Source organism: Sphingobium sp. WTD-1 (assembly GCF_030128825.1).
Classification (GTDB): Bacteria; Pseudomonadota; Alphaproteobacteria; order Sphingomonadales; family Sphingomonadaceae; genus Sphingobium.
Genome location: NZ_CP119127.1, coordinates 2,250,095 through 2,277,020, shown reverse-complemented (window position 1 = coordinate 2,277,020; position 26,926 = coordinate 2,250,095). Strand labels below are relative to the sequence as shown.

The window sequence follows — 26,926 nt, the reverse complement described above, 5'->3', positions numbered from 1 at the left end:
CGGGATCGCCAAGGCCCAGCTCATAGCCCAAAGTTCAAACTGGAAGGGCTATGATGAAGAAGATCGGTTTCCTTTCCTTCGGCCATTGGTCGCAGGCCCCCTATTCCGCCACCCGTTCGGCCAGCGACGTGCTGCTCCAATCGATCGATCTGGCGGTCGCGGCCGAGGAACTGGGCGCGGACGGCGCCTATTTCCGGGTCCATCATTTCGCGCGCCAGCTCGGCTCGCCCTTCCCCCTGCTCGCCGCGATCGGCGCCAAGACCAGCCGGATCGAGATCGGCACCGGCGTCATCGACATGCGCTACGAAAATCCGCTCTACATGATCGAAGATGCGGGCGCGGCCGATCTGATCAGCGGCGGACGCCTGCAACTGGGCATCAGCCGGGGATCGCCCGAACAGGTGATCGATGGCTGGCGCCATTTCGGCTATGCCCCGGCCGAAGGACAGAGCGATGCCGACATGGGGCGCCGCCATGCCGAAGTCTTCCTGCGGCTGCTGAACGGCGAAGGCTTTGCCCAGCCCAACCCCAACCCGATGTTCCCCAATCCGCCCGGCCTGTTGCGGCTGGAACCCCATTCGGACGGGCTGCGCGACCGCATCTGGTGGGGATCGGCCTCGAACGCTACCGCGGTCTGGGCGGCCCAGATGGGCATGAACCTGCAAAGCTCGACCCTGAAGGCCGATGAGAGCGGGGAGCCCTTCCACGTCCAGCAAGCCCAACAGATCCGCGCCTATAAGGAAGCCTGGAAAGCGGCCGGCCACGCACGCGAACCGCGCGTCTCCGTATCCCGCTCGATCTTCGCGCTGATGAATCAGGAGGATCACGACTATTTCGGCCGGGGCGACAGCAGCGACCATGTCGGCGTGATCGACAACATGCGCGCCGTCTTCGGCCGCTCCTATTCGGCCGAGCCGGAACAGTTGATCGAACAGCTCCGGGCCGACGAGGCGATCGCCGAAGCGGACACGCTGCTACTGACCGTGCCGAACCAACTGGGCGTTGCCTATAATGTCCATGTGATCGATTCTATCTTGAAGCACATCGCCCCCGCCCTGGGCTGGCGCTAACGCATCCCCGCTGATTGCGCGCACTGTCCTTCGCAGCGCGCGCAATCAGAACTGGTCGGCGATATCCATCAGGCCAAGCAGCTTCTTCGGCGCGATCTGGCGCCAGCTGGCGCGCAGCCGTTCCGCGATATGCTCCCAGTCCGTGTCGCCCAGGTCGAGGCGGATGCCGACCCAGTCATTGCCGAAATAGGCGGGGCGATAATAGCGTTCCGGGTCGGCTTCCATCAGCGTCGCCTGTTCCTCCGGCGCGGTGGTCTTCACCAGCACGGCGATGATGCCGTCGCCATGATGGTCGCGGGTGAAATAGGCGAATTTCTTGCCCTTGACGACGCCGAAGCAGGGCATGCCATGCGAAACGATCTCGTCCGCCTGCGGCAGGGCCAGCGCCGCTTCGCGCACCTTGTTCAGCAGCCAGTCGGGCTGACGCTCACGGGTGACGAAATCGGCCAGCGTGCGCGAATAGAGCTGATGCTCGGCGATCAGGATGCGCCCGGCCAGACTGTCGGCCGTGTCGCCGGGCAGGATCGCCACCGGGGTCTGGCCCAGCACCGGGCCATCGTCGAGTTCGGCCGTGACGATATGGACCGAGCAGCCAGCATGACTGTCGCCCGCGTCGATCGCGCGCTGATGGGTATCGAGGCCCTTATATTTGGGTAGCAGGCTGGGATGGATGTTGAGCATCCGTTCTTCCCAGCCGGACACGAACTCGGGCGACAGAAGGCGCATATAGCCGGCGAGCGCGACATATTGGATGCCGGCCTTACGCAGCTCCGCGTCGATCACCGCGTCGAACTCCGCGCGCTTCATGCCCTTGTGGCTCTGGCCGAAGGTGGCGATGCCCTCGGCCGCGGCGAGCGCCAGGCCGGGGGCTTCCGGGTCGTTGGCGGCGACCAGCACGATCTCGAACGGACAGTCCTGCGCCTTCGCCGCATAGAGCAAAGCCGCCATGTTCGAGCCACGGCCGGAAATCAGGACGCCGATCTTTGCCTTGGTCATTATCCCACTCCGGTCGTGGTGCTTGTCAGCCCAGATGCGTGGCCGACCAGTCGGCCTTCGCGCTCCAGGTTTCGGCGCTGCCCTTGACGGTGCAGCCCTTGTCGCCTTCGCTGACAGTGCCGACGCGGAACACGGTTTCGCCCGCATCCTCCAGCGCCTGGGTCACGCCGGCGACATGCGCCTCGTCCACCGCCAGGATCATGCCGATGCCGCAGTTGAAGGTGCGTGCCATTTCTTCCGGCTCGATATTGCCCTGCGCCTGGAGGAAGGCCATCAGGCGTGGCTGTTCCCAGGCGTCGGCATCGACCGTGGCATGGGTGCCCTCGGGCAGGACACGCGGGATATTTTCCAGCAGGCCGCCGCCGGTAATGTGGGCGAGCGCATTGATCATGCCGGCGCGGACCAGCGGCAACAGGCTCTTCACGTAGATTTTGGTCGGCGCCATCAGCGCGTCGATCAGCAGCACTTCATTGTCGAACAGCGCCGGGCGATCGAGCTTCCAGCCCTTGTCGGCGGCGAGGCGGCGGACCAGCGAGAAACCGTTGGAGTGAACGCCGGAAGAGGCGAGGCCGATCAGGACGTCGCCGGCCTTCACCTTGTTGCCGGTCAGCGCCTTGGAACGTTCCACCGCACCGACGCAGAAGCCGGCCAGATCATAGTCGCCATCGCTGTACATGCCGGGCATTTCGGCGGTCTCACCACCGATCAGGGCGCAGCCGGCTTGGCGGCAACCCTCGGCGATGCCGGCGATGACGCGCTCGGCGACGCCCGACTCCAGCTTGCCGGTGGCATAATAGTCAAGGAAGAAGAGCGGCTCGGCACCCTGCACGATCAGGTCGTTGGCGCACATGGCAACGAGGTCGATACCCACGCCATCATGGCGGTCATGGTCGATCGCCAGCTTCAGCTTGGTGCCTACACCATCATTGGCCGCGACCAGCAACGGGTCGTCATAGCCCGCCGCCTTGAGGTCGAAAAAGCCACCGAAACCGCCCAGTTCGGCATCCGCGCCGGGGCGTCGGGTGGCCTTGGCCAGGGGGGCGATGGCACGGACAAGGGCGTTGCCCGCGGCGATGTCGACGCCAGCCTTGGCGTAGCTGTAGGATTCGTTGTCGCTCATGGGCCAGCGCCCTAGAGCAATAGCGTCGAAAACGGAAGGCTGCATGGGTTCACGCTTGGCATGCGGGGCTAAACTCGCCAAAAGGACGCCCGTGATCCTTGCCAAGACTCTTCGTCGCCTGTCGTTCCCGCCAGCGCTTGCTCTCCACGCCCTTTCCCGCCCGGCGCAGATCGCCGGCGCGGTGGGAATCGGCCTGGTCGGCGCCGCGCTGTTCGCCCAGATGGAGGGTGAACGCGGCGTCCCGCCGATCGCCAGCGGCGGCGATTATGAGGTGCGCGGCGTGAAGGTCGACGTCCAGGCCAGCAGCGCCGATGCGGCCCGCTATGCCGGCTGGCGGCTGGCCCAGCGCCAGGCGTGGAAGATGCTGTGGACCCGCACCCATGGCGCCGCCGGCGTGCCCAGCCTGTCCGATTCGCAGCTCGAAGCCATGATCTCGGGCATCGAGGTCGAATATGAACAGGCCGGCCCCGGTCGCTATGTCGCGACGCTCGGCATCCTGTTCGACCGTGCGCGCACCGGCCAGCTTCTGGGCGTTTCCGGCAACGTCATGCGCTCGCCGCCGCTGCTGGTGATCCCAGTGATGTGGGATGGCGGCTCCGCCGTATCCTATGAACGGGTCAATGAATGGCAGAAGGCCTGGGCGCGTTATCGCACCGGTGACAGCGCGATCGACTATGTCCGCGTCGCGGGCTCGGTCGCCGACCCGGTATTGCTCAACGCAGGCCAGACCGGGCGGCGCGGCCGCCTGTGGTGGCGCGTGCTGCTCGACCAATATGGCGCGGCCGATGTGGTGATCCCGATGGTGCGGCTCGACCGGCAATGGCCCGGCGGCCCGGTGACGGCCAATTTCACCGCCCGTTATGGCCCCGACAACAGCCTGATCGGCAGCTTCGCGCTGCGCGCCTCGAACGACAGCGGTATCCCGCAGATGCTGGACGAAGGCGCCCGCAGGGTCGACGAACTCTATATTCGCGCGCTCAATGACGGTCGCCTGCGCCCCGACCCGTCGCTGGTGATCGAGGAACCGGTCGACCCCAATGCGCTGGCGATCGAGAATGCAGCCGAAACACCGATCGAGGCGATCGACGCACCGGTGCCGACCGCCACTAGCGTCGCCAGCTTCGCGATCCAGTTCGACACACCGGACGTCGGATCGGCGAGCGCAGGCGAATCGGCGGTGCGGGCCATTCCGGGCGTGCGCTCCGCTGCGACCAGCAGCCTGGCGCTGGGCGGCACGTCGGTGATGCAGGTCAGCTTCGAAGGCACGGCCGACGCGCTGCGCACCGGATTGCAGGCGCGCGGCTACAGCGTCGCCGCTTCCGGCAACACCATGCGCATCACGCGCCGACAGGCGCCCGCAGGACAGCCATGAGCCAGATCAGCCTGCCCTTCGAATGGCAGGGCCAGGGCGAGGAGTTTCTGGTGAGCGGGGCCAATCAACTGGCCGTCGCCCATCTGGAACGCTGGCGCGACTGGCCCGTGTCGGTAACGATATTGACCGGCCCGCCCCTCTCGGGCCGTTCGGCGCTGGGCCGCCAGTTCGTGGCGATGAGCGGCGGCAGCGTGATCGACGATGCCGAGGGGCAGGACGAGCATATGCTGTTCCACGCCTGGAACGAGGCGCAGACCGAGCATCGGCCGCTGCTGATGATCGGCCGCACCTCGCCGCTGCGCTGGACGGTGGCGCTGCCCGACCTGCGATCGCGGCTGGCCGGATCGCCCCATGTCGCGATCGAGGAACCGGACGAGGCGCTGGCGCTGGCGCTGATCGAGCGGCGGCTGGGCGCGTCGGGCGCCAGCTTCGCACCCGACCTTGCGCCCTGGCTGCTTCGGCGGATCGAGCGCAGCTATGGCGCGATTGCGGCGGTGACGGCGCTGCTGGATGAGGCGTCGCTGTCATCTGGACGTAAGATTTCGGTCGCACTGGCGAAAGAGGCCCTGCAATCTGCAGGAATCTTGCCTATAGTCCCGCCCGATCCCACCAACGACCAGCGCGAGTAATCCGTGGCCGAAGCCGATCCCATCGCCAGCCTTTCGCCCGCGGGCGAGCGCTATTTCAACCGTGAGCTGTCCTGGCTGGCCTTCAACCAGCGGGTGCTGGAAGAGGCGATGAACCGGGCGCATCCCTTGCTCGAACGGCTCCGCTTCCTGTCGATTTCGGGCGCTAATCTCGACGAATTCTTCTCCGTCCGGGTTGCCGGGCTCAAGGGCCAGCAGTTGCAGGATGTCGATCTGCGGTCGGCCGACGGCCTGACCCCGGCGCAGCAGCTCGGCGCGATCACCGAGACCACGGCCAGCCTGATGCGCGCCCAGCAGAAGGTCTGGGGCGCGCTGCATGGCGAGCTGGTGCAGGTCGGGATCGAGGTGATCGGTCCATCCGCGGAAATGGATGCCGGCTGCGCGGGGTGGCTGCGCGAACATTTCCTGACCCAGATCTTCCCGATCCTGACCCCCCAGGCGCTCGACCCGGCACATCCCTTCCCCTTCATCCCCAACCAGGGCCTGTCGATCGTCTTCGATCTGGAGCGTCTGTCGGACAAGCAGCCGATCCGCGAACTGGTGATGATCCCCTCCTCGCTCGCCCGCTTCGTGCGCATTCCGGGCGAACCGATGCGCTACATGGCGCTGGAGGCGGTGATCCGTCGCTTCTCGGCCGATCTCTTCCCCGGCTATCGCGTCCGCAACAGCGGCGTGTTCCGCATCATCCGCGACAGCGACATCGAGATCGAGGAAGAGGCGGAGGATCTGGTCCGCTATTTCCGCAGCGCCATCAAGCGCCGCCGCCGCGGCCGGGTGATCCGCATGGAGATAGAGGAACGCATCCCCGAACCGGTCGAGGAAATGCTCCAGGACATGCTCCAGGGCCATGAAGCGATCGTGGTCGAGGTGGAGGGCTTCATCGGCATCGGCGACCTGTCCGGCATCGTCGACGCCGACCGGCCGGACCTCAAGTTCGAACCCTATGCGCCGCGCTTCCCCGAGCGCATCCGCGAATATGGCGGCGACTGTTTCGCCGCGATCCGCGCCAAGGACATCGTCGTCCATCACCCCTATGAGGCGTTCGACGTCGTCATCTCCTTCCTGAAACAGGCCGCGTCCGACCCGGACGTGGTCGCGATCAAGCAGACTCTCTACCGCGCGGGCAAGCAGTCGGCGATCATCCGCGCCCTGATCGACGCGGCCGAGGCCGGCAAGTCGGTGACCGCGGTGGTCGAGCTCAAGGCGCGCTTCGACGAAGAACAGAATCTGATGTGGGCCGACGCGCTGGAACGCGCGGGCGTGCAGGTCGTCTATGGCTTCATCGACTGGAAGACCCATGCCAAGGTGTCGATGGTGATCCGGCGCGAGGGCGACCAGTTCCGCAGCTACTGTCATTTCGGCACCGGTAATTACCACCCGATCACCGCGCGCATCTATACCGATCTCAGCTTCTTCACCGCTGACCCCGCCTATAGCCGGGACGCCACCGCGTTGTTCAACTACATCACCGGCTATGTCGAACCGCAGCGGCTGGAAAAGCTGGTCATGAGCCCGCGCGACCTGCGCGACACGCTGTGCGCCTGCATCGATGCGGAGATCGACCATGTCCGCGCCGGCCGCCCCGGCACCATCTGGGCCAAGATGAACAGCCTGGTCGACCCGGCGATCATCGAGAAGCTCTATGCCGCCAGCAATGCCGGGGTGCAGATCGACCTGATCGTGCGCGGCATCTGCTGCCTGCGGCCCGGCGTTCCGGGCATGTCGGAAAATATCCGGGTGAAGTCGGTCGTCGGCCGCTTCCTGGAACATAGCCGCATCACCGTCTTCGGCAATGGCAAGGCGCTGCCCAATAATGGCGCGAAGGTCTATATCAGCTCGGCCGACTGGATGCCGCGCAACTTCGACCGCCGCGTCGAATTCCTCGCACCGGTCGAAAATCCGACGGTCCATGACCAGATTCTGGACCAGGTGATGGTCGCCAATCTGATCGACACCGAACAGAGCTGGGTGCTGGACAGCGACGGCCATTATACCCGGCTGGAGCCGGGCGACCGGCCATTCAACCTGCACCGTTATTTCATGACCAACCCGTCGCTGTCCGGGCGTGGTGCAGCGCAGGAGCATGGCGCGGTGCCGACCCTGCGCCTGCGTGGCCGGGCCTGATCGCGCGATGAACTCGATGCTCAGCCGCGTGCGCGCCATGGCGGAGACCATGGCGACCTCGCCCGAACCCGCCACGGCGCGCTCGGCGATCATCGACATCGGCTCCAACAGCGTCCGCCTGGTCGTCTATGACGGGCCGCGCCGCATCCCCTTCATCCTGTTCAATGAAAAGGTGATGGCGGGCCTGGGTGCTTCGCTCGCCAAGACCGGTGCGATCGAAGCGGAGGCGATGGAACGCGGCCTGCGCGCCATCGGCCGCTTCGCCCATCTGTGCCGCGACATGCGCGTCACCGACATACGCTGCGTGGCGACGGCCGCCGTGCGCGATGCCACCAATGGCGCCGAATTCATCACCCGTGCCAAGACGATGGGCCTGACCGTCGAACTGCTGTCGGGCGCGCAGGAGGCGATCGGCGCCGCCATGGGCGTGCTGTCGGGCATTCCCGATGCCGACGGCATTGTCGGCGACCTGGGCGGCGGCAGCCTGGAACTGGCCCGCGTGCGCAAGGGCGCGGTCGAACAGACCATCTCGCTGCCGCTGGGCGTGCTGCGCCTGCCGCAGATCCGGGCCAAGGGGCCGCGCGCGCTTGATCGCTGCGTCGCCAAGATGCTGGAAAAGGCCGGCTGGCAGGCGGAACCGGACCTGCCCTTCTATCTCGTCGGCGGCTCCTGGCGCTCGCTCGCCCGCTTCGACATGCAACTCACCCATTTCCCGCTGCCGGTGGTGCATCAATATGAGATGAGCGCGGCCCGTGCCGAACAGCTCACCCGCATCATCTCCCATGTCGACAAGGGCCGGCTGAAGCAGATCCCGGCCATGACCGGATCGCGCGTGCCGACCCTGCCGGATGCTGCCGCGCTGCTGTCGGTGGTCGTGCGCCAGCTCAAGTCCAGCCGGATGATCGTGTCGGCCTATGGCCTGCGCGAAGGGCTGCTCTACGAAAATCTGCCCGACGACATCCGTGCCCATGACCCGCTGCTGGTCGCCGCCGAGGCGGAGGGCGAGGCGCAGGCCCGCTTCCGCGGCCATGGCGACCGTATCGACCGCTGGATCGCGCCGCTCTTCCCCGACGATGACAAGGATGCCCGCCGTATCCGCCGCGCCGCTTGCCTGCTGGCCGATGTCAGCTGGCGCGCCAATCCCGATTTCCGCGCCGAACGCGGCGTCGAAATCGCCCTGCACAGCAATTGGGTCGGCATCACCGCTGCCGAGCGGGCGATGCTGGGCCAGGCGCTGCACACCCATTTCGGCGGCGATGTCGGCACGCTGCCCAACCTTGACCGCATGGCCAGCCCCGACGCGCTGCGCCGCGCCGCGCTCTGGGGCCTTGCCATCCGCCTCGCCCAGCGCCTGTCGGGCGGCGTCGAAGGCCCGCTCGCCATTTCCCATCTGGAACGGCATGGCGACCGCATCGACCTCCACCTGCGCGACGAGGATGCCGATCTCTATGGCGAAGCGGTCGAACGCCGCCTTCGCAACCTCGCCCAGGCCATGGGCCTCAAATATCAGCTGCTCGGCGGACAGGGATAAGGGCAATCACGGCCCGGTGGGTATATCGTCAGCCCGGCGAAGGCTGAGATGGATGGATAGCGGCCACCCCTCCAACGTCATGCTGAACTTGTTTCAGCATCTATCGGGCCCGACAAACTATTGGTCTTATGGGGGAATGGCCCCTGAAACAAGTTCAGGGTGACGATGATGGTGAGGGCTGTTTCCGGTCGTCCCCGACCCGCCCAGCCCCGCTCAGGCGATCTCAGGCGGCCAGGCGCAGGAAGGGCACCGGCTCGGTCGAACGCAGCAGGATCGGCTTGCCTTCCGACGCGCGGAAGATTTCGCCGTCCAGGATCACGCTGCTCTGCGCGCCCTCGATGCGGATCGTGTCGCCCTGCTCCAGATGGATGCCCTGCATCTGCTGCTTGCCCATCCGGCGGAAGACGCTGGCCCACACCAGGCGCAGCAGCGCCGAGACGCTCTGGTCGACCGCCATCAGCTTCATGTTGCCACGGCGGCTGTCACCCGGATCGACGCCCAGCAGCAGCCGCTCCAGCGTGGTCACGATCAGCACCGAAAAGCGGCCCGCCAACTGCCCCTCGCGCATCAGCGAGATGCTGACCGGGTGGCTGGATTGTGGCAGGAATCGGGCACGAATGCCGAAGACCAGCGACGCCAGCACGGCCAGCGCGGTCAGGAAATGGCTGAACCCGTTGGACAGGCCCAGCGGATAGATCTTGTCCCGGCAATAGAGGATATAGTCGGCCAGGCCCGCACCGCCCAGGAACATGCCCAGCACCGGACGGGTCGTCTGCCCGTCGGTCAGCGCGATCAGTTCGCGCTGCACGACATGGTCGCCCAGCCCCGACTTGGCGATCTCGACGATGCGCTCCAGCGCCTTGATCGGGTCGCCATGGATGCCCAGGTCCAGCGCAATCAGGTTGGTCTTGCCATTGGGCAGCACCGCGATCGGGGGCACCCGACCGCAGAAATGCTCGCCCTGATAGAGTTCGGTCAGCGCCGCCTGCACCGTCCCGTCGCCGCCATTGATGACGATGACGGCCGGATCGACCCGCGCAATCGTCTGCAGCGCGCGGCCGATCTGGTCGACATGCTCGACCTCATAATGGAAGATGTCCGGGTTGTTGGCACAAAAACTGCGCACGCGCGGCAGGGTCTGCCGGTTGCCCGTGGACTTGGGATTGGACAGGAGCGCGACGCGGACCATGACGACCTTACATATATTTGAGGTTGATGGTGATCCGGGTCACGCCCGGTCCAGCATAGAAGGCGGCCTTGTCGACCGACGGCTTGCCCAGATTGAAGATGTTGATCGACGGATTGTTGGAAAAGCCGCCGCCATCTCGCGAAATGTCGGTCTTGCCATTGCCGTCCCGATCATGGCGCACGGCGATGCCATATTTGCCCGCCTCGGGCACCGGCATGCAGAAACGCATCGCGCCGTCGGACGGACGGACGACATTGTCGATCCGATAGAGCCATTCACCCTTGGTCAGCCAGCTCGCCTTGGTGGCGCGATAGGACTGCAGGCGCACGCGACCCGTCGCCTCGGCAAAGCCGCGCACATCGACCAGCACCGCCGGTCCCTTGGCCGATGCGGCGCAACGGGACAGATCGTTCGTGATTTCCTGACCATGGGCCAGCGCAGGCGTTGCGGCCAACAGGACCGCCACCGGCATCAGACCCACTGCAACTTTCAACATGACCATCAGACTCCTGGAAGCTATAGCCGCCCGACATGATCGAGCGGCGAGCCCCTGTTCGCCCCGCGACTCTTTTATTAGCTGACTCGCATATGGGCGGGGTTTGCGGCCAAAACATGGTGATGGGACGACGACATAGAGAAATGCTGACCGCCATCGACCGATATCTCGCCCGCCTGATCGCGCTGCCGCTGCTTGGCACCCTGGTGATCGCCGCGATGCTGCTGGTGCTCGACAAGATGTTGAGCCTGTTCGATTTTGTCGCGGCCGAGGGCGGCCCCGTCAGCGTCGTGTGGCGCATGCTCGCCAACATGCTGCCCGAATATCTCTCGCTCGGCATTCCGATCGGGCTGATGCTCGGCATCCTGCTCGCCTTCCGCAAGCTCGCCACATCGTCCGAACTCGACGTGATGCGCGCCGTTGGCCTGTCCTATGGCCGGCTGCTGCGCGTCCCCTACATGTTCGCCTTCGCCCTTGCCCTGCTGAACCTCGGCATTGTCGGCTGGGTCCAGCCCTTGTCCCGCCACGCCTATGAAGCGCTGCGCTTCGAATTGCGCTCGGGCGCGCTCGGCGCCTCAATCAAGGTCGGTGAGTTCACCAGCCTGGGCAAGCGCATGACCATGCGGATCGAACGCAGCCTGGACGAAGGACGCAACCTGCGCGGCATCTTCGTCCGCGCCGTCGGCAAGGATGGACAGTCGGTCGCGGTCACGGCTGCCCAGGGGGCCTTCCTCGCCACTGACGATCCCGACACCATCATCTTCCGCCTGCGTGACGGCGTGCTGGTGAACGACGCGCCCAAGTACAAGACGCCGCGCGTCCTCTCTTTCTCCAGCCACGATCTGCCGATCGACCTGCCGCAGATCGAGAATTTCCGTGGCCGCGACGTCGATCGGGAAAAGACCCTGCCCGAACTCTTCTCGATGGGGCGTGATCCCGCTACGCCGATCAAGCTGCGCAACGAAATCCGTTCCAACTTCCATTTCCGCATGGTCGAAGTGGTGATGATGATGTTGCTGCCGATGGCCGCGCTCGCCTTCGCGATCCCGCCCAAGCGCTCGACCTCGGCGCTCGGCGTATTCCTCTCGATCGTCTTCATCGTCACCTATCACAAGATCAACCAATATGGCGAAAGCATCGGCTCGCTCGGCAAGATCGATCCGATCATCGCGCTATGGGGGCCGTTCCTGCTGGCATCGGGCCTGATCTTCTGGATGTATCATGTCATCGCCCATCGCCCCGGTGGCCAGCCGATCGCGGCGCTCGAATTCGCCTTTGCCAAGCTCGGCAAGCAGGTCGGCCGCCTGCTGCGCTTCGTGACGCGACGTGGCGAGCCCGCCAAGGGAGCAGCCTGACCCCATGCAGTTCGATTTCTTCCCCTCGCGCCAGGTCAGCTGGTACATGGTGCGCCTGTTCCTGACCCGCACGCTCGCCGTGCTGGCTATGCTGGTGGTCGTGCTCCAGATGCTCGACCTGCTCGGCAATTCGGGCGACATCCTTGCCTATCCGGGCAATGGCGACGCGCAACTCTGGCATTATGTCGGCCTGCGCGCGCCCCAGATCGTCGCCCGTTTCCTGCCCTTCTCGGTGCTGCTCGGCACGCTCATCATGCTGGCGACACTCAACCAGAATAGCGAGATCATCGCGATGAAGGCGGCGGGTCTTTCCGCCCAACAGATCCTCGCGCCTCTGGTCGCGGCGGCCTTCGGCGTCGCGCTGCTCAGCTACGCCTTCAACGAACGGATCGTCGCCCGCTCGACCGCGATGCTCAGCGCTTGGCAGGCGGTGGACTTCGGCCCGGTGCCGACGGACAGCGGCATCAAGACAAACCCCTGGGTGCGTGACGGCAATAATCTGGTCACGGCCAAAATCGTCGCCGGCCATGGCCAGAATGTGCAATTGCGCGGGGTCGAGATCTTCAATCGCATCAACAACAGCCTTACCACCATCATCACCGCGCCCAAGGGCCATTATGACGCTGCCAGCAAAGGCTGGGTGCTGGAAGGCGCGCGCCAGTTCGATGTCGCCCGCGGCACGCTCCAGAGTGTCGGCACCGTCCGCTTCGGCAGCGATATCCGACCCGACCAGTTTACCCTGGCCAAGGTTGATCCCGATGCCCTGACTTTCAGGGAGTTGCAGGCGGCGATCGGCGACTTGCACGATGCTGGCCGTCCGACCGCCGAACTGGAAGGCAGTCTGTGGCACAAGCTGTCCGGGCCGCTCTCGGCGGTGCTGATGCCGATCCTGGGCTCGGTCGCCGCCTTCGGCCTCGCCCGCTCGGGCCAGCTCTTCCTGCGCGCGGTAATGGGCATGGCGCTGGGCTTCGCCTATTTCGTCGCCGACAATTTCTCGCTCGCCATGGGCAATCTCGGTGCCTACCCGCCGATCCTCGCCGCCTGGGCGCCCTTCCTCCTCTTCCTGCTGCTCGGCGAGACGGTGCTGTTCAGAACCGAGGAATAGCGCAGCATTCCATCCTCGATCGCCTCTGGACACCCCAATCGCCCCCTATTCGCGCCACCTCTGCGTCCCTATCTATCCTTCATGCACCGCCTGTTTATTGCCATCCGGCCGCCCGCCACCATCCGTAGCCAGCTTCTGGCCCAGATGGCCGGCGTCCCCGGCGCGCGCTGGCAGGATGACAGCCAGCTTCACCTGACCCTGCGTTTCATCGGAGAGGTAGACCGCCATCAGGCGGGCGATATCGCCGATGCCCTTGCCGGCGTCCGCTTCACGCCGTTCGACATTGCGCTTGCCGGGGCCGGCTATTTCGACCGGCGGGGCGTGGTCGACACATTATGGGCCGGGGTGCAGCCACGCGATCCGCTCGCCCATCTTCATGCCAAGGTGGATCGCGCCTGCGTATCGGCCGGCATTGCGCCCGAAACCCGCGCCTATCTGCCGCACATCACCGTCGCCCGCTTCAGCCGGCACGGCGGCGACATCGCGCCTTTCCTGGCGTTGCATGCCAGCTTTGCCTCACCCGCGTTCACGGTGAACCAATTCAGCCTCTATGAAAGCCGGCTCGGCCATGCCGGCTCCAGCTATCATGCGGTCGAAACCTATCGTGCCGACGGCAATGCCGGCACCCGCGACGATTGACGCAGGCGCCGGGGCAATCAGGCCTCAGCCGACGCTCAGCACGCCACAGGCGACGCGGCCGCCGGCATTGCCGGTCGGGTCGCTCTTGTAATCATCGGCCTGGGCGTGGATCACGATGGCCGCGCCGTCGGCATCCAGCAGCGGCGTTGCGCCGTCGCTGATCGTGCCGCCCGGCACCACATATTCGATCTCGCCGCTGCCATCCGGCTTGGCCTGCATGTTGGGCATGTCGCCCATATGCATGCCCTGCGGATTATCCTTGCCATGCTGGTGGCTGGTCGGGTTCCAATGGCCACCCGCGCTGGTGAAGTCCGGACCGGTGCAGACGCCGGTGGTGTGGATATGCACCGCATGGATGCCCGGCGTCAGACCCTGAGCTTTCACCACCACATGCAGTCCGTCGCCGGCCTGGGTCACGACGGCAGTACCACGCGCGCTGCCATCGCCAGCGGCCAGCTTGGCCTTGGCGGTCGGCGCAGCGGGCGCGCTCTGGCTGGTCGCGGCACAGGCCGTCACGGCAGCGAGCAGAGGCAGGGCAAGGAACAAGGCGGCGGTCTTCATGGCAAACTCCCGATCACGGAAACAACTGCGCGAACGCTACAGACCCGCCTTTGTTGCCGATCCGATCCGATTTGTCATGAATCATCTGCACATCGTTCGCAATAAAAGCAGACAGATAGGGCGCAGGCCTGGAAGCGCGAAGCGCATATGATCGCGACGAGATCCGCCATGTCGCGCCGCCTCAGCCCCCGTCACCCACAAAAAAGGCCGGCGTTTCCACCGACCTTTTTCCTGTCCCGATCCGCCGCGATCAGCGCGCGTGCATCGTGCTCCGGGCGATCTTGGCGACCAGCGGGAACATCCCGGTATAATTGCCCTGGCGATAGGGCGAGTCGATGTCGAGCGTCGCCATCAGCTGGCGATGGGCGGCCGCCAGATTATGATAGGGCACGCTCGGCAGCAGGTGGTGCAACGCATGATAGCGCAGGCCGACCGGCGCCCACAGTTCGGGCAGCGTGCCGGGCGGCGGCACATTGACCGAATCCAGATATTGCGCCGTCACGGTCATCGCCTCGCCCTCATTCTCCCACAGATGAGCGACCAGAGTGCGCAACTGGTTGATGACGGTCATCGCCGAATGGATCGCCATATAGACGAGCAAAGGCTTCCAGCCGAAGGCAAACACGCTGCCGACCAGCGCCAGCGCGAACAGGCAGGCGCCCGCTTCCTGCCAATGCCACATGCGGGCGAACTCGCCCTCGGGCGCGCGGCGGCGATAGGCGGGATTGATCGACAGCGCCGAAAATTCCGCCACCACCTTGCGCCGCAGCGGCGGGATGATCAGGCTGAGCGGCGTCAGCACGCCGAAGCGCAGGATCAGGCCGATCGGCGCCAGCGCGGCAACCACGATGAACAAGGGCAGCGACCAGGGCTTCATCAGCGCCAGCGGCAGATATTCCGGGTCTTCCGCCGTGCCATAACGGGTGCGGGCATGATGCTGGGTATGCACGCCTTCATACAGGAAGGACGGGATCATCAGCGGAATGCCGACCAGCAGGTTCCAGCCGAAGCGGAAGCCGGGCAGCGCGCCCTTGCGGATATGGGTCAGCTCGTGGATGAAGCTGGCCGCGCGATAGAGCGCCATCATTGACAACAGGGCGCAGCCGATCGCGATCGCCACATTCTGGACCAGAATCGCGCCGGCCAGCGCGCCATAGCCGATCAGCGCCGACGCCAGCATGTCCGGCCAGTATATGGCCGGGTTCGCGGTCGACAGGGTGCGCGTCAGATCCGCGGCAGCGCGCAGCATCTTCGTATCGTCGGGTATAGCCGACCGCGTGCGCGACGCGGCGGCCAATATGGGATCATGCACAGTCATGCTGCCTTCCCTACACTCCAAATGCGCTGCAATCGTGGCAGCAACGTGACATATTCACCCCGGCTTGGGCTGTTTGAAAATGCGCGAAAGAGCGCATTTTCAAGCGCCGCACCGGCCCACACCCCCACCCGACCTCCCATCAGGTTACCATGTCTGGGTGGCCGGGTGCGGATGTAGGCCGGTACAGATGCGCCAGAGGCGCATTTCCAGACCGACTCTTAGCGCCCCTGCCCCGGCCCGAGATTGACATTCCGCAAACAAGCGCCGAACTGCTCGACACATTTCTTCAAGGGCCTGCGCCGTGGCATCAACCGATCTCCTCATCACCCCCGTTTCCTCCAAGGCCGATCTCAAGGCCTTTGTCGACCTGCCCTGGCGGCTCTACGCCAATGATCCCAATTGGGTGCCGCCGCTCAAGTCCGAAGTCTACGGCCTGCTGACGCCGGGCAAGAATCCCTTCTTCGACCATGCCGAGGCCCAATATTTCCTCGCCCGGCGCGGAAACAAGGTGGTCGGCCGCATTTCCGCGCATTTCGACAAGCTGGCGCTGGCCCAGCCGGTCGAACAGGGCATGGGTCCGGGCACCGGTAATTTCGGCCTGTTCGAGGCGGAAGATGCCGAAACCGGCGCCGCCCTGATCGCCGCGGCCGAAGGCTGGCTCAAGGCCAAGGGGATGACCCGCGTGCTCGGCCCGATCTCGCTGTCGATCTGGGAAGAGCCCGGCCTGCTGATCCAGGGCCATGACCATCCGCCGACGGTGATGATGGGTCATAACAGCGCCGCCTATCAGCCGATGGTCGAGGGCGCCGGCTATCAGCCGGTCAAGCAGCTCAAGACCTATGAACTCGACATCACGAAGAATTTCCCGCCGCTAATCGAGCGCATCGTCGCTTCGGGCGAAAAAAGCGCGCGCATCACCATCCGCAAGGTCGACAAGTCGAAATTCGATCAGGAAGCCGCGATCATCCTGGGCATCCTCAACGACGCCTGGGGCAAGAATTGGGGCTTCGTGCCGATCACCGACGCCGAAGTCGCCTTCACCGGCAAGAAGCTCAAGCCGCTGGTGTTCGAGGATCTGATCATGATCGCGGAGCTGGAAGGCGAACCCGTCGCCTTCATGATGACCCTGCCCGACCTCAACGAGGCGTTGAAGCCGCTCAACGGTTCACTCTTCCCGTTCGGCTGGATCAAGCTGCTGCGCTGGCTGCGCAAGCCGCAGGTCAGCACGATGCGCGTGCCGCTGATGGGCGTGGTCCAGCGGCTGCAATCGACCCGCATGGCCAGCCAGCTCGCCTTCATGATGATCGAATATATCCGTCGCAACGCTCTGGCCCATTACAGTGCGACGCGCGGCGAGATCGGCTGGGTGCTGGACGATAATCAGGGCATGAACGCGATCGCCGACGCCATCGAATCCAGGGTCAACAAGATCTATCAGGTCTACGAAAAGACGCTATAAGGTCGCGGGCGCGCCTCAGCGCCCGCATCCATCCGCCTGCAAGGCCATCATCGCCCGCGCCATCGCCATGCCCAGCCGGCGCTGGGCATCGGTCACCAGATGCAGTTCGTCCGCCTGCCGCTCAAGGCCGCCGGTCGGCACCATATAGGCGCAGCGCAGGGCGATGTCGCGCTGCGCCGTCTGCACCATCGCCCATCCCGGATAGCGCGCGACATACACCGGCGCCGCCGGCCGATCGGCGATCTGCGCAAAGAGGAACGGCAGCTCTGCCCGTCCCAGATCCCGCCGGAAATGCCCGACCAGATCGGCCAGCGCAGCGCCATAGCCGGTTGCCGTCGCCATATTCTCCGTGTCGCTCTCGCCCTGATACCAGAGGATGCCGGCCAGCCGTCCGCGAACCGATTGCACCCGCGCCAGGCACGATCCATAGAGCGTCGTCCGGTCCCCGCCGGGTCGCCAGCGCGCGATCGTGCTACCACCCTTGGCGCAGGGGATCAGGAGGATCGGCCGCCGCTGCCGCGCGATCAGCGCGCGGCCAAAGAACAGGCCCGGCCCGACCGTCGCCAGCCGGTCCGCCGACACCATGTCCTGCTGCCCCTCCGCACTGTCGATCGGTTCCACCGCCGGCCGGACGATGCCGTCATTGCCGAGCATCATCACGCCCGGCACCGGCGCCCTTTCCGCCTCGGTCAGGTCCGTCAGGGCGCCGCGCCCGGACATGTTGGACTGGCCGGCCAGCACATAGATGTCGGGCAAGGGCGCCGCGCCGCCGGCCGAGCCAGCCGCGCCGATCAGCGCGATCAGGCCCAGTCCGACAACCCGCCAGTTCAATAGCTGTAGCTCAGGCGGATGCCGCCATAACGATGGAAATCACGCGGCACATAGCCCTGGATCGCCGTCGTCCCGTAGCGGTTCGACACATCGTTGATCAGGTAGCGATAATGCTGGTCGAACAGATTGTTGATGAAGCCCATCACCTGCCAGGACTTGTCGGCGCTGCGCAGGCCCAGCGCGATGTTCACCATCGCATATTCCGGCTGGATGGTGCGCGGATTCTGGTCCAGCGGCACGACCTTGCTCTGCCATGTAACGGCGCCCTGCGCGACCAGTTCCAGCGGCCCCTGCCCCAGCGGCTGGGCATAATCGATATTGCCCGCCAGCTTCCACTTGGGCGAGATCAGCATCGCCTTGCCGCTCAGATCCTGGCGCGGCGGCGTGCCGACACATCCCTGCGCCGCGGTCTGGTTCACATAACAGGCCGCGCCGGCAAATTCCCTGAACTTGGCGTCCAGATAGGTGAGCGACCCATTGATCGTCAGCCCGGCCACCGGACGGATGCTGGTTTCCATTTCCAGCCCCCGGATGCGCACCTTGCCGACATTGGTCAGGCGGAAATTCTGCGTCCCGTCGGCCAGGTTTTCCACCGCCTGGGTCTGGAAATCACGAAAGTTGGAACTGAAGACGGTGACGTTCAGCGTCACCTTGCGATCCAGCAACTGCGACCGGAAGCCCAGTTCCAGGCTGTCGGACTTTTCCGGGTTCACCGGGCCGGCATCGGCGCGCGCCTGGTTGAAGCCCGACGAGATATCATAGGCCTGCCCCTTATGCCCGGTCGCATAGGTGAGATAGAGGTTCATGTCGCGTGCGACATCCTGCTTGATGCCCAGCTTGTAGGTGCCGAAACCGTCGCTGCTGCGCCCCGCATAGACCCGGCTGGCCGCCAGATCGGTGAACACATAATCGATCTTCTCCCGGCTGTAGCGGCCACCGGCGATCAGCGTCGTGCCGGGCAGCGGATCATATTCCAGCTGGCCAAAGCCCGCGATCAGGTCGCTGCCGTTGGTCGCATCCCAATTGGCGTTGGAAAAGAGCGGCCCGCGATAGAAGTCGCGGCCAATGTCGACATTGCTGTAATAGGCACCCAGCGTATAGCGGAACCGGTCCTTGCCAGGCGAAATCAGCCGCAGTTCCTGACTGAACTGCTCGCTGTCGAAATGGCCATATTGGAAATTCTGGAAGCTGGTGATCGCGGAATCGTCGCTGTCGAACCAGTCATGCGACTTGTAGCGGTCATGCGCGGTGATCGACATGATCGTCGGCCCGCCCGTATCATAGCTCAGCCGCAGCGACTGGGCGAAATCATTATAGGTGTTGCCGGTCGGAAAATCGATCGACACGTCCGTATTGTCCTTGCCGACGGTGATACCCGGCGCGAACACATCCTGGGTGAAGGCCGGATTGCCGCGCAGGACCGCATTGTCGCCCAGTTCGATGAAGGGCCGCGTCGCTGTCGTCCGCCCATCGGCATAATCGATCGCCAGATCGGCCTGCAACTCGGCCGTCGGGTTCCAGCGCAGCTTGTTGCGGGTGGAGAAATAGCGGCGCCCATTCAGCGTCTTGCCATCGGCCAGGTTGCGCGAATTGCCCTTGAAATCATCATAGTTGACGCTGGTGCGGAAACCCAGCGTGTCGGTCAGCGGCCCGGAAAGAACCGCACCGATCTGTTGCTCGTCATCGGTGGTGATCATGCCCCGCACCGACGCGGTCAGCGTCTTGGTCGGCGCCTTGGACACGATATTGATCAGGCCGGCCGAGGCCGACTTGCCATAAAGCGTCGTCTGCGGCCCGCGCAGCACCTCGATCCGCTCGATATCGGAAAGATCGGTGAAGGCGCGCGACTGGAAGGCCAGCGCCACATCGTCCAGGATCACCGCGACGCTCGGCTCGACGCCGGGGCTGAAGGCCAGGGTGCCGACACCGCGGATCGCGACATTGGCGCTCGCCGGATTTTCCGCCGGCCGGATGCTCAGCGACGGCGACACGCGGCTCAGATCGTTGAAATCCTGCACCGCATTGGCCTGCAACTGGGCCTCGCCCAGCACCTGCACCGACAAGGGCACATCCTGCACATTCTGTTCGCGCTTCTGCGCCGTCACGATGATGTCGCCGGCCGACATATCCTGCGCATGGGCCACGCCCGCCAGCGTCCCAGATGCGACGCCTACCAGCAGGCTCGCCATCACGACGGCCATTTTCGACTGCCCCTTCATCAACCTCTCCCGATCCTGTGTTCCAAAGCTGCCACCAGGAGCCATCGGCCGATGCGCCGGTTTGCCCGACTGCATCCATCACAAAGCCCACATTGCGGGACTCGACTCCAGATTTCGAAAAGGCTGTAACCGACAGATCAGGCCAGCGCAACATATTGGTCAAACCAATATTGGTGAACACGGTACTTGTCAGACAAATTGGCCTGACAGGTCGATGGCCATGGCGGATGGCTGCGCTCCGGCGGACGCGGGCCGCCATGAATCAGCATCGGCGCGATCGACGGTCCGCAGACAGTCGATCGCGCCGATCGCGCATTTTCAAAATCGGATCAGGCGGCGGCCGGGGTCGCCTCGGCCGGCTTCAGATGGCGCGCCAGGAAGTCGAGGCAACTGCGCACCTTGGCGCTGTCCCCCTGCGCCGGCAGATAGAGGGCAACGATAGGCGATTCCGGCAGCGCGACAGCGGGCAGCACCGTCTGCAACCGCCCCTCTTCCAGATCGTCCGACACCGCCCATAGCGACTTGATGACGATACCGGCGCCATTGAGCGCCCATAGCCGTGCCAGTTCGCCATCATTGGTGCTCAGCACCCGGCTCGCCCGGCTGTTGTCCCGCCCCATGTCCATGTCGATCGCGCGCCACATATCCTGCCCGCCGCCAATGACGATCCGGTCATGGCTGGCCAGATCCTCGATCGTGCGCGGCACGCCGCGCCGGCTGAGATATTCGGGCGAGGCGCAGAGCATGCGCGGATTGTCGGCCAGCCGCTTCATGATCAGGCCGCTGTCGGGCGGCGGATCGAAACAGATGGCGATGTCATGGCCGGTCTCGACGATATTGGCCGCCTGCCCCGCCGCCTCCAGATGCACCGCCACCTCCGGGTGCAGCGTGGCATAATGCTGGAACAGCGGCGCCAACCGGCTGCGACCCGAATGCAGCGTCGTCACCACGCGCAATGCTCCGACCGGCTCGGTGGCGTTGCGCATCACGACATTTTCCGCCTGATCGATGTCGGACAGCGCCTGCCCCGCCTTCTCGTAGAATATCTGGCCTTCCTGCGTCAGCGTCATGTGCCGGCTGTTGCGGCGCACCAGCATCACCCCCAGCCGCGACTCCAGTTGCGACAGGCGGCGACTGGTCGCGGCAAGCGACAGGTCCAGTCGTCTGGCCGCTTCGGACAGGCTGCCCGATTCGGCAATTTTCACGAAGGACAGGATTTCAGCATAGCGATCGGCCATGCGCAAAAAGCTATGCGCGTTACGCTGCATTGCAATAGGCGCAAGGTTGCAGTTCCGTGTGAAAACATTGCCACGTCTCCCGAACGGCACGGAAATGCGACGGAATTTTGCTGGCGTTACCGCTACCGCAAGGCTGGCTTGCATGGCGTGGACCACGTTGACCGTCGCTTGTGCGTCGCATCATTTTTCGAACAAAGGCCGCCCGTCGGCTCCATTTCGGAAAGGACCGCCATGATCCGCACGCTCGCCGCAACGCGCGCCGCGCCCACGCCCAAGACCAATCAGCGTCTTGCCTGGAACGATATCGAGGCGCTGCCCATCTATGCCGCCATGGCGCTCTGCTTCGCCTGCGCCTGGCTGGCGATCAGCGACAGCACCCCCACCATCTATGCGACGATCCTGAAGGCCGTTGGCATCATCGGCGGCATGGCGCTGCGCCATGCCTGGCTGAAACTGGATGAAGCCGACGGCACGGACATCGCCTGACTCTGTAGAGAACCGCTCCCCCTATGATCGTCGGACGTGCCCCACGTATCCGCCAGAGTTTCCAGACCGCATGGCGCGCGCTGATCGCGCTGTTCTTCTGGGATCTGGCGGTCACCATCTTCTACTTCATATCGCCGTTCAAGGCGCCGGCCCTGCCGCTGACCATCTTCGGCACCGCGCTCGCCCTGGTACTCGGCTTCCGCGTCAACTCCGCCTATCAGCGCTGGTGGGAAGGCCGCATCCTGTGGGGGGCGATGGTCAATGTCTCGCGCAGCTGGGCACGCGCGGTGATGAACTTCATCCCCGACCGGGCCGAAACGGCGAACCTGCGCCAGACCCTGGTCGAACGCCATATCGCCTATGTCCAAGCGCTGCGCTGCCAGCTCCGCCGGATCGATCCCGCGCCCGATGTGCGCCGCGTGCTCGCCGGCCCGGAGATTCCGGAGGAGATTCCGGAACTGGGCCGCCGCAATCCCGCCAACGGCCTGCTCGACGGATCGGGGCGCCGGGTCGAACAGGCGCGCGCGGATGGCTGGATCGACAGCATCCAGCAGACCCAGATCGAACGCCTGCTGGTCGACATGTCGAACGCGCAGGGCGGCATGGAGCGGATCAAGAACACCCCGCTGCCCGCCCAGTATCGCAGCTTCCCCAAATTCTTCACCCGGCTCTTCTGCATCTTGCTGCCGATCGGCCTGGTCGAGACATTGGGCATCGCCACCCCGGTGGGATCGGCGGTCGCGGGCTTCATGTATCTCGCCGTGCTGCAGATCGGCGACGACCTGGTCGATCCGTTCGGTAACGACGTCCACGACCTGCCGCTCGACAGCATCACCACCACGATCGAGGCGGACATGTGCGACACGCTCGGCCGCGAAGGGCCTCCGCCGGTCCAGCCGGTCGACGGCGTACTCTGGTAAAGCCAAAGATCGCCCACCAATCCTGCCGTCATCCCGCATTCGATGCGGGATCCATTCAGCGCGCCCTCGTAGCACAGAACGAATCCCGGATCCTTCGCGTGTCCAGGAAAGTCTTTCGCCAGGATGACGCCGACAGGGATCAACGGGTTTCGACCACTTGCGGAGGTAAAATCCTCCCCTGCAAGGGGAGGGGGACCACGAAGTGGTGGAGGGGTGCCGCTCTATCGAGAGGAGGACACCCCTCCGTCTGGCCTTCGGCCAGCCACCTCCTCTTCTAGGGGAGGATGGTCTGGAAGCGACCATCTCCCGTCATTGCGAGCGTAGCGAAGCAATCCATCTCGCGCCGGTGGATTGCTTCGCTACGCTCGCAATGACGATGTCGGATTTTAGCGGCTAACGGCCATTTCTTGCCGTTCGCCAGCAACTTTATGAATGCCACTTGCGGACATTCCCTATGCCGGTAAGAATTATGTAATCCGCTAGCCAATCATAGAACCTTGGAAATGTCAGAATGACAGTGCGCAGAGCAGCCTTGGTCGCCATTCCGGTTTGGTTTGGCCTCATGCTATTTGTCTTATTCGGGTTCGTGGCTCTAGGCGGTGTTGACAAAAGCTTTCAGCCATAGTCGCGCGGCAGCGAGGTTGATGAAGCTCTCGAACGACAGGACGGTCTTGTCGTAGCGGGTGGCGATGCGGCGCTGCTGCTTGAGTTTGGCGAACATGCGCTCGACACGATTGCGATCCTTGTAGCGCCGGTAGTCGGGATGGGCCGGCACCTTGCGGTTGGAGCGCGGCGGGATGACGGGCAGGATGCCTCGCATGAGCAGGTTCTCCCGGAACCTGTCGCCATCATAGCCTTTGTCGGCGAGCAGCGCCCTGGGCTTGGGCAGCGGCAGGTTCATCAGATCGTCGGCCGCCGTATAGTCCGATGCCTCGCCGCCGGTAAGGATGAAGCCGACAGGGAGGCCCTGATTGTCACAGCGGGCGTGGATCTTGCTCGTAAAGCCGCCGCGTGATCGACCAAAAGCCTGCGCACAAGCCCCCCTTTTCCGCCCGCTGCCGAGACGTGGCCGCGAACCGTGGTGCTGTCGATCATGTGCTGCCAGTCGTCGGTGAGGCCCAGATCGACCAACGTTTGCAGCATGGCGTCCCAGACGCCTTGCTCCGCCCAGCGCCGGAACCGGACATAGACCGAGTTCCACTTGCCATAGCGCTCGTGCATGTCGCGCCACGGGCAACCGACCCGCAGCACATGCAGCATGCCATTGAGAAAGCGCCGGTTATCGCCGGCCGGTCGGGCATGCCTCCCACGCTCGGACGGGAGTAGCGGCCCGATCAACTCCCACTCCGCGTCCGACAAATCCCCTCGATCCATGACCGCTCCCCAAAGAGCAGCCTTGAATCAGAACACGCACCGATTGGGAATCCCTTTTGTCAACGCCGCCTAGGCCTACCGACAGAAATTGGCTGGCCTGCCATAACCAAGCGACTGGCAATGGGCGGCGCTATCGCTTACTTTGGTGCTACCCTCGCTGTTCTTCGCTTTTCCGATAGTCTCGCTCGCATCAAAACGCTCAAGAGGCGCTGAACTTTATACACGCAGCCAATATCGACCATTTCTTGCCGTCGATGAGCAACTTCGTCGCCCCTAGTTGCAGCCATTCACAGGGCAGATTACGGGGATAAAGCGCGGCTCGAAAGGATAACGCAGTGCCCCTCTACACCTACGTCATGTCATACAAGGGCACGACCAAAGTGTCCCAGCATAAACATAGCAATTATTCGGGGTTTCTGCTCACACCGATTGCGGAGGCTTTTCCGAACCTCAAACCGGCGTTCGGTGATCTCATGCGAATGCGGCCAGAACCTGTACCTGGTGCGGAAAGGACGTGGACATGCCGCCGAGAAATATCAGGCGAGGATTTTACGCTGCATGTTGTTGAGACGCGCAGCTAACGACCATTTCTGGTCAATCGACCATTGCCGTCCGTAGCCCGATACTGGTCATTCAATTAGACAGCAAGCCGAAGGTCGAAGGAGAACTTTGGTTGGAAGCGATCGTTCATTTGCCGCTAATAGAATTCTTCGAAGGTGCGAACATCGCCGGTCTCGCCGTTGACGATCAGAATTTGTGGGCCATCAACCAGTCCACCCTCCGGCGAAAACCGATCAACAATTACTGACCAGTTTGCGGCGTCAGTAGGGTGGCGTTGCGCCTCCGCAACTTCAAAACGCCAGCCTTTTAGGTCTTGTCTGGAAAGGTAGCTTTTTGCGAGCGACATTGCGTCCTCAAGGCTGACCTTCGGTTTTCGACGCTTCAACAATTGGCTTCCCCTTATCTCCCAAGGATGTTCTATCACCTGAAGGCAGGTCCGCAATTGGGCGATTGCTGGATAACACCTTTTTCCGTGCAGCGTCAGCTATTGCAGGCCCTCTCCCCAAAAGCTGACTGACTGAAATCCACCCTCCCCGCCCTTCGGCGTGCGTTGAATCTGTCCACGCCGACCTAGCGCCGTTTCCCCTTCCCCTCGATCAGCACCGCCTGCTGCCAGCGGCTCGGCGCCTTGTCGGTGCGGTGGATGCAGCCGGCCCAGCAGCAGGGCCGCTTCTTGCCTTCCTGCAATTCCTCGACAGTGCGTGCAATGCGCCGCGCGCGGGTCGCGGCCTGCCTGGCATCCTCGACCCAGCAGATGATCTCGTTGCGGCCAAGCGGCGTCAGCCCCTGCCACAGTGCGAAGATGCCGGCGTCGGCCCGGATCGCCGCCTGCATGTCATCGGCCGCCTCATGCACCGTGCCCTGGAGGAAATCGTCCGTCATCCAGCCTCTCCGATCATTGCGATGCGCAGGCTAGGCGGAAAAGGCCGGCTCCGCCAGCGCCAGACCATGCGCCCGGATCGCGCCGGGCCAGCCTTCCGCCGCCGCCTCGAACGCCGCCCTGTCCCCGGCATAAAGCGCACGGATCGCCGCTTCATAGCCGGGCCGGTCGCCCGCCATCGCGGTCAGGAAATGATAGGCCGCATCCATCGCCGCACGCGGCGAAGGCTTGTCCGCGCTCGCCTTCACCGCATCCTCCACCAGTTGCCGCAACGTGGCGGAGGCGCCGCGCGGCTGCGCCGCCAGCCAGTCCCAATGGCGCGGCAGCAGGGTGATCTCGCGCGCCTGCACCCCCATCTTGGGTCGCCCCCGCCCCCGCGGCGCCGCATCGACCTGCAGGTCGATATCCACCTGTCGCCCGGTGCGATCGTCGAACAGCAGGATATTCTGCGCGTCATCCCCCATGACCCGCAGCGCCGCGCGCACCTCATCCTCGTCGCCGGTCGCGATCCAATAGTCGCCCGAAAAGGCCGTCAATGTGCGGTCCATGCCGAATCTCCTTCGACACAGGATTTATTACCCGGATATAATAGAGTCAATAATATCCGGATTAAATTCAGATATCGCGCAGCTCGACCCAGGTCGGCGCATGATCGCTCGCCTTTTCCCGGCCGCGAAACGCCTTGTCGACCTGGGCATCGACCAGCCGATCGGCCGCTGCCGGGCTCAGCAGCAGATGATCGATGCGGAAGCCCGCGTCGCGCGGCCAGGCGCCGGCCTGATAGTCCCAATAGGTCCACACGCCCCCGGCCGGATGGCGGGTCAGGATCGAATCGGTCCAGCCATCGCCCAGCAGCCGGCGATAGGCCTCCCGGCTTTCGGGCTGCATCAGCGCATCGTCCGCCATCGCCTTGGGCGAATAGATATCCACGTCGCGCGGGATGACATTATAGTCGCCGGCCAGGATGGCGGGCACTTCCTCCGCCCAGATTTCCGCCGCCCGTTCCCGCAGCCGCTTCATCCAGCGCAGCTTGTAATCGAATTTCGGCCCCGGCTGGGGATTGCCGTTGGGCAGGTAGATGCTGGCGACCCGCACCCCCTTCACATCGGCTTCCAGATAGCGGCTCTGCTCGTCCTCGGGCTCGCCCTCCAGGCCCCGGCGCGCCTCCACCGGCTGGTCGCCGCGCGCCAGGATGGCCACGCCGTTGAAGCCCTTCTGCCCGTGCCAGATCACGCCATAGCCGGCATCCTCGATATCCTTGACCGGAAAGGTCTCGTCGGACGTCTTGATTTCCTGCAGGCAGGCGATGTCGGGCCGGGTCTCGTCCAGCCATTCCAGCAGGCGCGGCAGCCGCGCCTTGATGCCGTTGATGTTGAAGGTGGCGATACGCATAATGGACCTGTCTCTTTCGCTGTCCACTTCCCTTTAGAGAAGT

General features: G+C 64.4%; 24 protein-coding genes and 1 pseudogene. 11 read left to right on the top strand and 14 right to left on the bottom strand.

Annotation, left to right across the window (positions count from 1 at the left end; translation table 11 throughout):
* Nucleotides 1–50 precede the first annotated feature (50 nt).
* Nucleotides 51–1,070, top strand: a complete 1,020-nt coding sequence (locus N6H05_RS11340; RefSeq protein ID WP_284113934.1) for an LLM class flavin-dependent oxidoreductase — start codon at nucleotides 51–53, stop codon at nucleotides 1,068–1,070.
* Nucleotides 1,071–1,115: 45 nt separating this feature from the next.
* On the opposite strand, the gene purN is transcribed toward N6H05_RS11340, so the two are convergent.
* Both purN and purM read right to left on the bottom strand, forming a co-directional pair.
* Nucleotides 1,116–2,066 carry a phosphoribosylglycinamide formyltransferase gene (gene purN / locus N6H05_RS11335; RefSeq protein ID WP_284113933.1) on the bottom strand — a complete coding sequence of 317 codons (951 nt, stop codon included), beginning with the start codon at nucleotides 2,064–2,066 and terminating at the stop codon, nucleotides 1,116–1,118.
* Nucleotides 2,067–2,091: 25 nt separating this feature from the next.
* Entirely contained in the window at nucleotides 2,092–3,186 is a 1,095-nt protein-coding gene (gene purM / locus N6H05_RS11330) for a phosphoribosylformylglycinamidine cyclo-ligase (RefSeq protein WP_284113932.1), read from the bottom strand.
* Between the two features lie 91 nt (nucleotides 3,187–3,277).
* On the opposite strand from purM, the gene N6H05_RS11325 reads away from it, so the two are divergent.
* Genes N6H05_RS11325 through N6H05_RS11310 form a run of 4 tightly spaced genes read left to right on the top strand, consistent with a single transcriptional unit; the run spans nucleotide 3,278 to nucleotide 8,860 of the window.
* Nucleotides 3,278–4,558, top strand: a complete 1,281-nt coding sequence (locus N6H05_RS11325) for a heavy-metal-associated domain-containing protein (RefSeq protein ID WP_284113931.1) — start codon at nucleotides 3,278–3,280, stop codon at nucleotides 4,556–4,558.
* On the top strand, nucleotides 4,555–5,187 hold the full coding sequence (locus N6H05_RS11320; protein ID WP_284113930.1) for an HdaA/DnaA family protein: 633 nt from the start codon (nucleotides 4,555–4,557) through the stop codon (nucleotides 5,185–5,187). The genes N6H05_RS11325 and N6H05_RS11320 overlap by 4 nt, the downstream gene beginning before the upstream one ends.
* Before the next feature lie 3 nt (nucleotides 5,188–5,190).
* The gene (locus N6H05_RS11315; RefSeq protein WP_284113929.1) at nucleotides 5,191–7,329 is read left to right on the top strand and encodes an RNA degradosome polyphosphate kinase; all 2,139 of its coding nucleotides are present in this window, start codon (nucleotides 5,191–5,193) and stop codon (nucleotides 7,327–7,329) included.
* 7 nt (nucleotides 7,330–7,336) lie between these two features.
* Nucleotides 7,337–8,860 carry a Ppx/GppA family phosphatase gene (locus N6H05_RS11310; protein WP_284113928.1) on the top strand — a complete coding sequence of 508 codons (1,524 nt, stop codon included), beginning with the start codon at nucleotides 7,337–7,339 and terminating at the stop codon, nucleotides 8,858–8,860.
* 223 nt (nucleotides 8,861–9,083) lie between these two features.
* Here the strand turns inward: N6H05_RS11310 and N6H05_RS11305 are convergent, their stop codons facing one another.
* Both N6H05_RS11305 and N6H05_RS11300 read right to left on the bottom strand, forming a co-directional pair.
* Nucleotides 9,084–10,049 (bottom strand): acylglycerol kinase family protein, encoded by a 966-nt coding sequence (locus tag N6H05_RS11305; RefSeq protein WP_010337966.1) that lies wholly within the window; start codon nucleotides 10,047–10,049, stop codon nucleotides 9,084–9,086.
* A gap of 7 nt (nucleotides 10,050–10,056) precedes the next feature.
* Entirely contained in the window at nucleotides 10,057–10,551 is a 495-nt protein-coding gene (locus tag N6H05_RS11300) for a DUF2141 domain-containing protein (RefSeq protein ID WP_284113927.1), read from the bottom strand.
* A 137-nt stretch (nucleotides 10,552–10,688) separates the two neighbouring features.
* Here N6H05_RS11300 and lptF point away from each other — a divergent pair, with 137 nt between their 5' ends.
* The 3 genes from lptF (at nucleotide 10,689) to thpR (ending at nucleotide 13,644) form a co-directional block, all read left to right on the top strand.
* The gene (gene lptF / locus N6H05_RS11295) at nucleotides 10,689–11,900 is read left to right on the top strand and encodes an LPS export ABC transporter permease LptF (RefSeq protein ID WP_284113926.1); all 1,212 of its coding nucleotides are present in this window, start codon (nucleotides 10,689–10,691) and stop codon (nucleotides 11,898–11,900) included.
* 4 nt (nucleotides 11,901–11,904) lie between these two features.
* Nucleotides 11,905–13,005: an LPS export ABC transporter permease LptG gene (lptG, locus tag N6H05_RS11290; RefSeq protein WP_284113925.1), complete on the top strand. Its 1,101-nt coding sequence runs from the start codon at nucleotides 11,905–11,907 to the stop codon at nucleotides 13,003–13,005.
* An 81-nt stretch (nucleotides 13,006–13,086) separates the two neighbouring features.
* Nucleotides 13,087–13,644, top strand: a complete 558-nt coding sequence (thpR, locus tag N6H05_RS11285; RefSeq protein WP_284113924.1) for an RNA 2',3'-cyclic phosphodiesterase — start codon at nucleotides 13,087–13,089, stop codon at nucleotides 13,642–13,644.
* A gap of 24 nt (nucleotides 13,645–13,668) precedes the next feature.
* Here thpR and N6H05_RS11280 read toward each other — a convergent pair whose 3' ends face one another.
* Complete coding sequence (locus tag N6H05_RS11280; RefSeq protein WP_048939630.1) at nucleotides 13,669–14,205, bottom strand: superoxide dismutase family protein; 537 nt, start codon at nucleotides 14,203–14,205, stop codon at nucleotides 13,669–13,671.
* A gap of 250 nt (nucleotides 14,206–14,455) precedes the next feature.
* Nucleotides 14,456–15,523, bottom strand: a complete 1,068-nt coding sequence (locus N6H05_RS11275) for a fatty acid desaturase family protein (RefSeq protein ID WP_284113922.1) — start codon at nucleotides 15,521–15,523, stop codon at nucleotides 14,456–14,458.
* 301 nt (nucleotides 15,524–15,824) lie between these two features.
* Here N6H05_RS11275 and N6H05_RS11270 point away from each other — a divergent pair, with 301 nt between their 5' ends.
* Entirely contained in the window at nucleotides 15,825–16,982 is a 1,158-nt protein-coding gene (locus N6H05_RS11270; protein ID WP_284113921.1) for an N-acetyltransferase, read from the top strand.
* A 15-nt stretch (nucleotides 16,983–16,997) separates the two neighbouring features.
* On the opposite strand, the gene N6H05_RS11265 is transcribed toward N6H05_RS11270, so the two are convergent.
* The 3 genes from N6H05_RS11265 to N6H05_RS11255 all read right to left on the bottom strand — a co-directional run bounded on the left by N6H05_RS11265 (nucleotide 16,998) and on the right by N6H05_RS11255 (nucleotide 21,270).
* Nucleotides 16,998–17,813 (bottom strand): sialate O-acetylesterase, encoded by an 816-nt coding sequence (locus tag N6H05_RS11265; protein WP_284113920.1) that lies wholly within the window; start codon nucleotides 17,811–17,813, stop codon nucleotides 16,998–17,000.
* Entirely contained in the window at nucleotides 17,810–20,032 is a 2,223-nt protein-coding gene (locus N6H05_RS11260; protein ID WP_284113919.1) for a TonB-dependent receptor, read from the bottom strand. Before N6H05_RS11260 ends, N6H05_RS11265 begins: the two co-directional genes overlap by 4 nt.
* Nucleotides 20,033–20,361: 329 nt before the next feature.
* Nucleotides 20,362–21,270, bottom strand: a complete 909-nt coding sequence (locus N6H05_RS11255) for a LysR family transcriptional regulator (RefSeq protein WP_284113917.1) — start codon at nucleotides 21,268–21,270, stop codon at nucleotides 20,362–20,364.
* Between the two features lie 231 nt (nucleotides 21,271–21,501).
* On the opposite strand from N6H05_RS11255, the gene N6H05_RS11250 reads away from it, so the two are divergent.
* Nucleotides 21,502–21,756, top strand: coding sequence for a hypothetical protein (locus N6H05_RS11250; RefSeq protein ID WP_004211015.1), 255 nt, complete (start codon nucleotides 21,502–21,504; stop codon nucleotides 21,754–21,756).
* Nucleotides 21,757–21,779: 23 nt separating this feature from the next.
* A complete protein-coding gene (locus tag N6H05_RS11245) occupies nucleotides 21,780–22,676 on the top strand; it encodes a bestrophin family protein (RefSeq protein ID WP_284113916.1) in 897 nt (298 codons plus the stop codon).
* A gap of 592 nt (nucleotides 22,677–23,268) precedes the next feature.
* On the opposite strand, the pseudogene N6H05_RS11240 reads toward N6H05_RS11245, so the two are convergent.
* The 5 genes and pseudogenes from N6H05_RS11240 to xth form a co-directional block, all read right to left on the bottom strand.
* Nucleotides 23,269–24,050: pseudogene (locus N6H05_RS11240) on the bottom strand (IS5 family transposase).
* Nucleotides 24,051–24,747: 697 nt separating this feature from the next.
* A complete protein-coding gene (locus N6H05_RS11235) occupies nucleotides 24,748–24,999 on the bottom strand; it encodes a hypothetical protein (RefSeq protein ID WP_284113915.1) in 252 nt (83 codons plus the stop codon).
* A gap of 182 nt (nucleotides 25,000–25,181) precedes the next feature.
* A complete protein-coding gene (locus N6H05_RS11230) occupies nucleotides 25,182–25,493 on the bottom strand; it encodes a YdeI/OmpD-associated family protein (protein WP_284113914.1) in 312 nt (103 codons plus the stop codon).
* Between the two features lie 30 nt (nucleotides 25,494–25,523).
* Nucleotides 25,524–26,039 carry a DUF2239 family protein gene (locus N6H05_RS11225; protein WP_284113913.1) on the bottom strand — a complete coding sequence of 172 codons (516 nt, stop codon included), beginning with the start codon at nucleotides 26,037–26,039 and terminating at the stop codon, nucleotides 25,524–25,526.
* A 67-nt stretch (nucleotides 26,040–26,106) separates the two neighbouring features.
* A complete protein-coding gene (gene xth, locus N6H05_RS11220) occupies nucleotides 26,107–26,883 on the bottom strand; it encodes an exodeoxyribonuclease III (protein WP_284113912.1) in 777 nt (258 codons plus the stop codon).
* Nucleotides 26,884–26,926 lie beyond the last annotated feature (43 nt).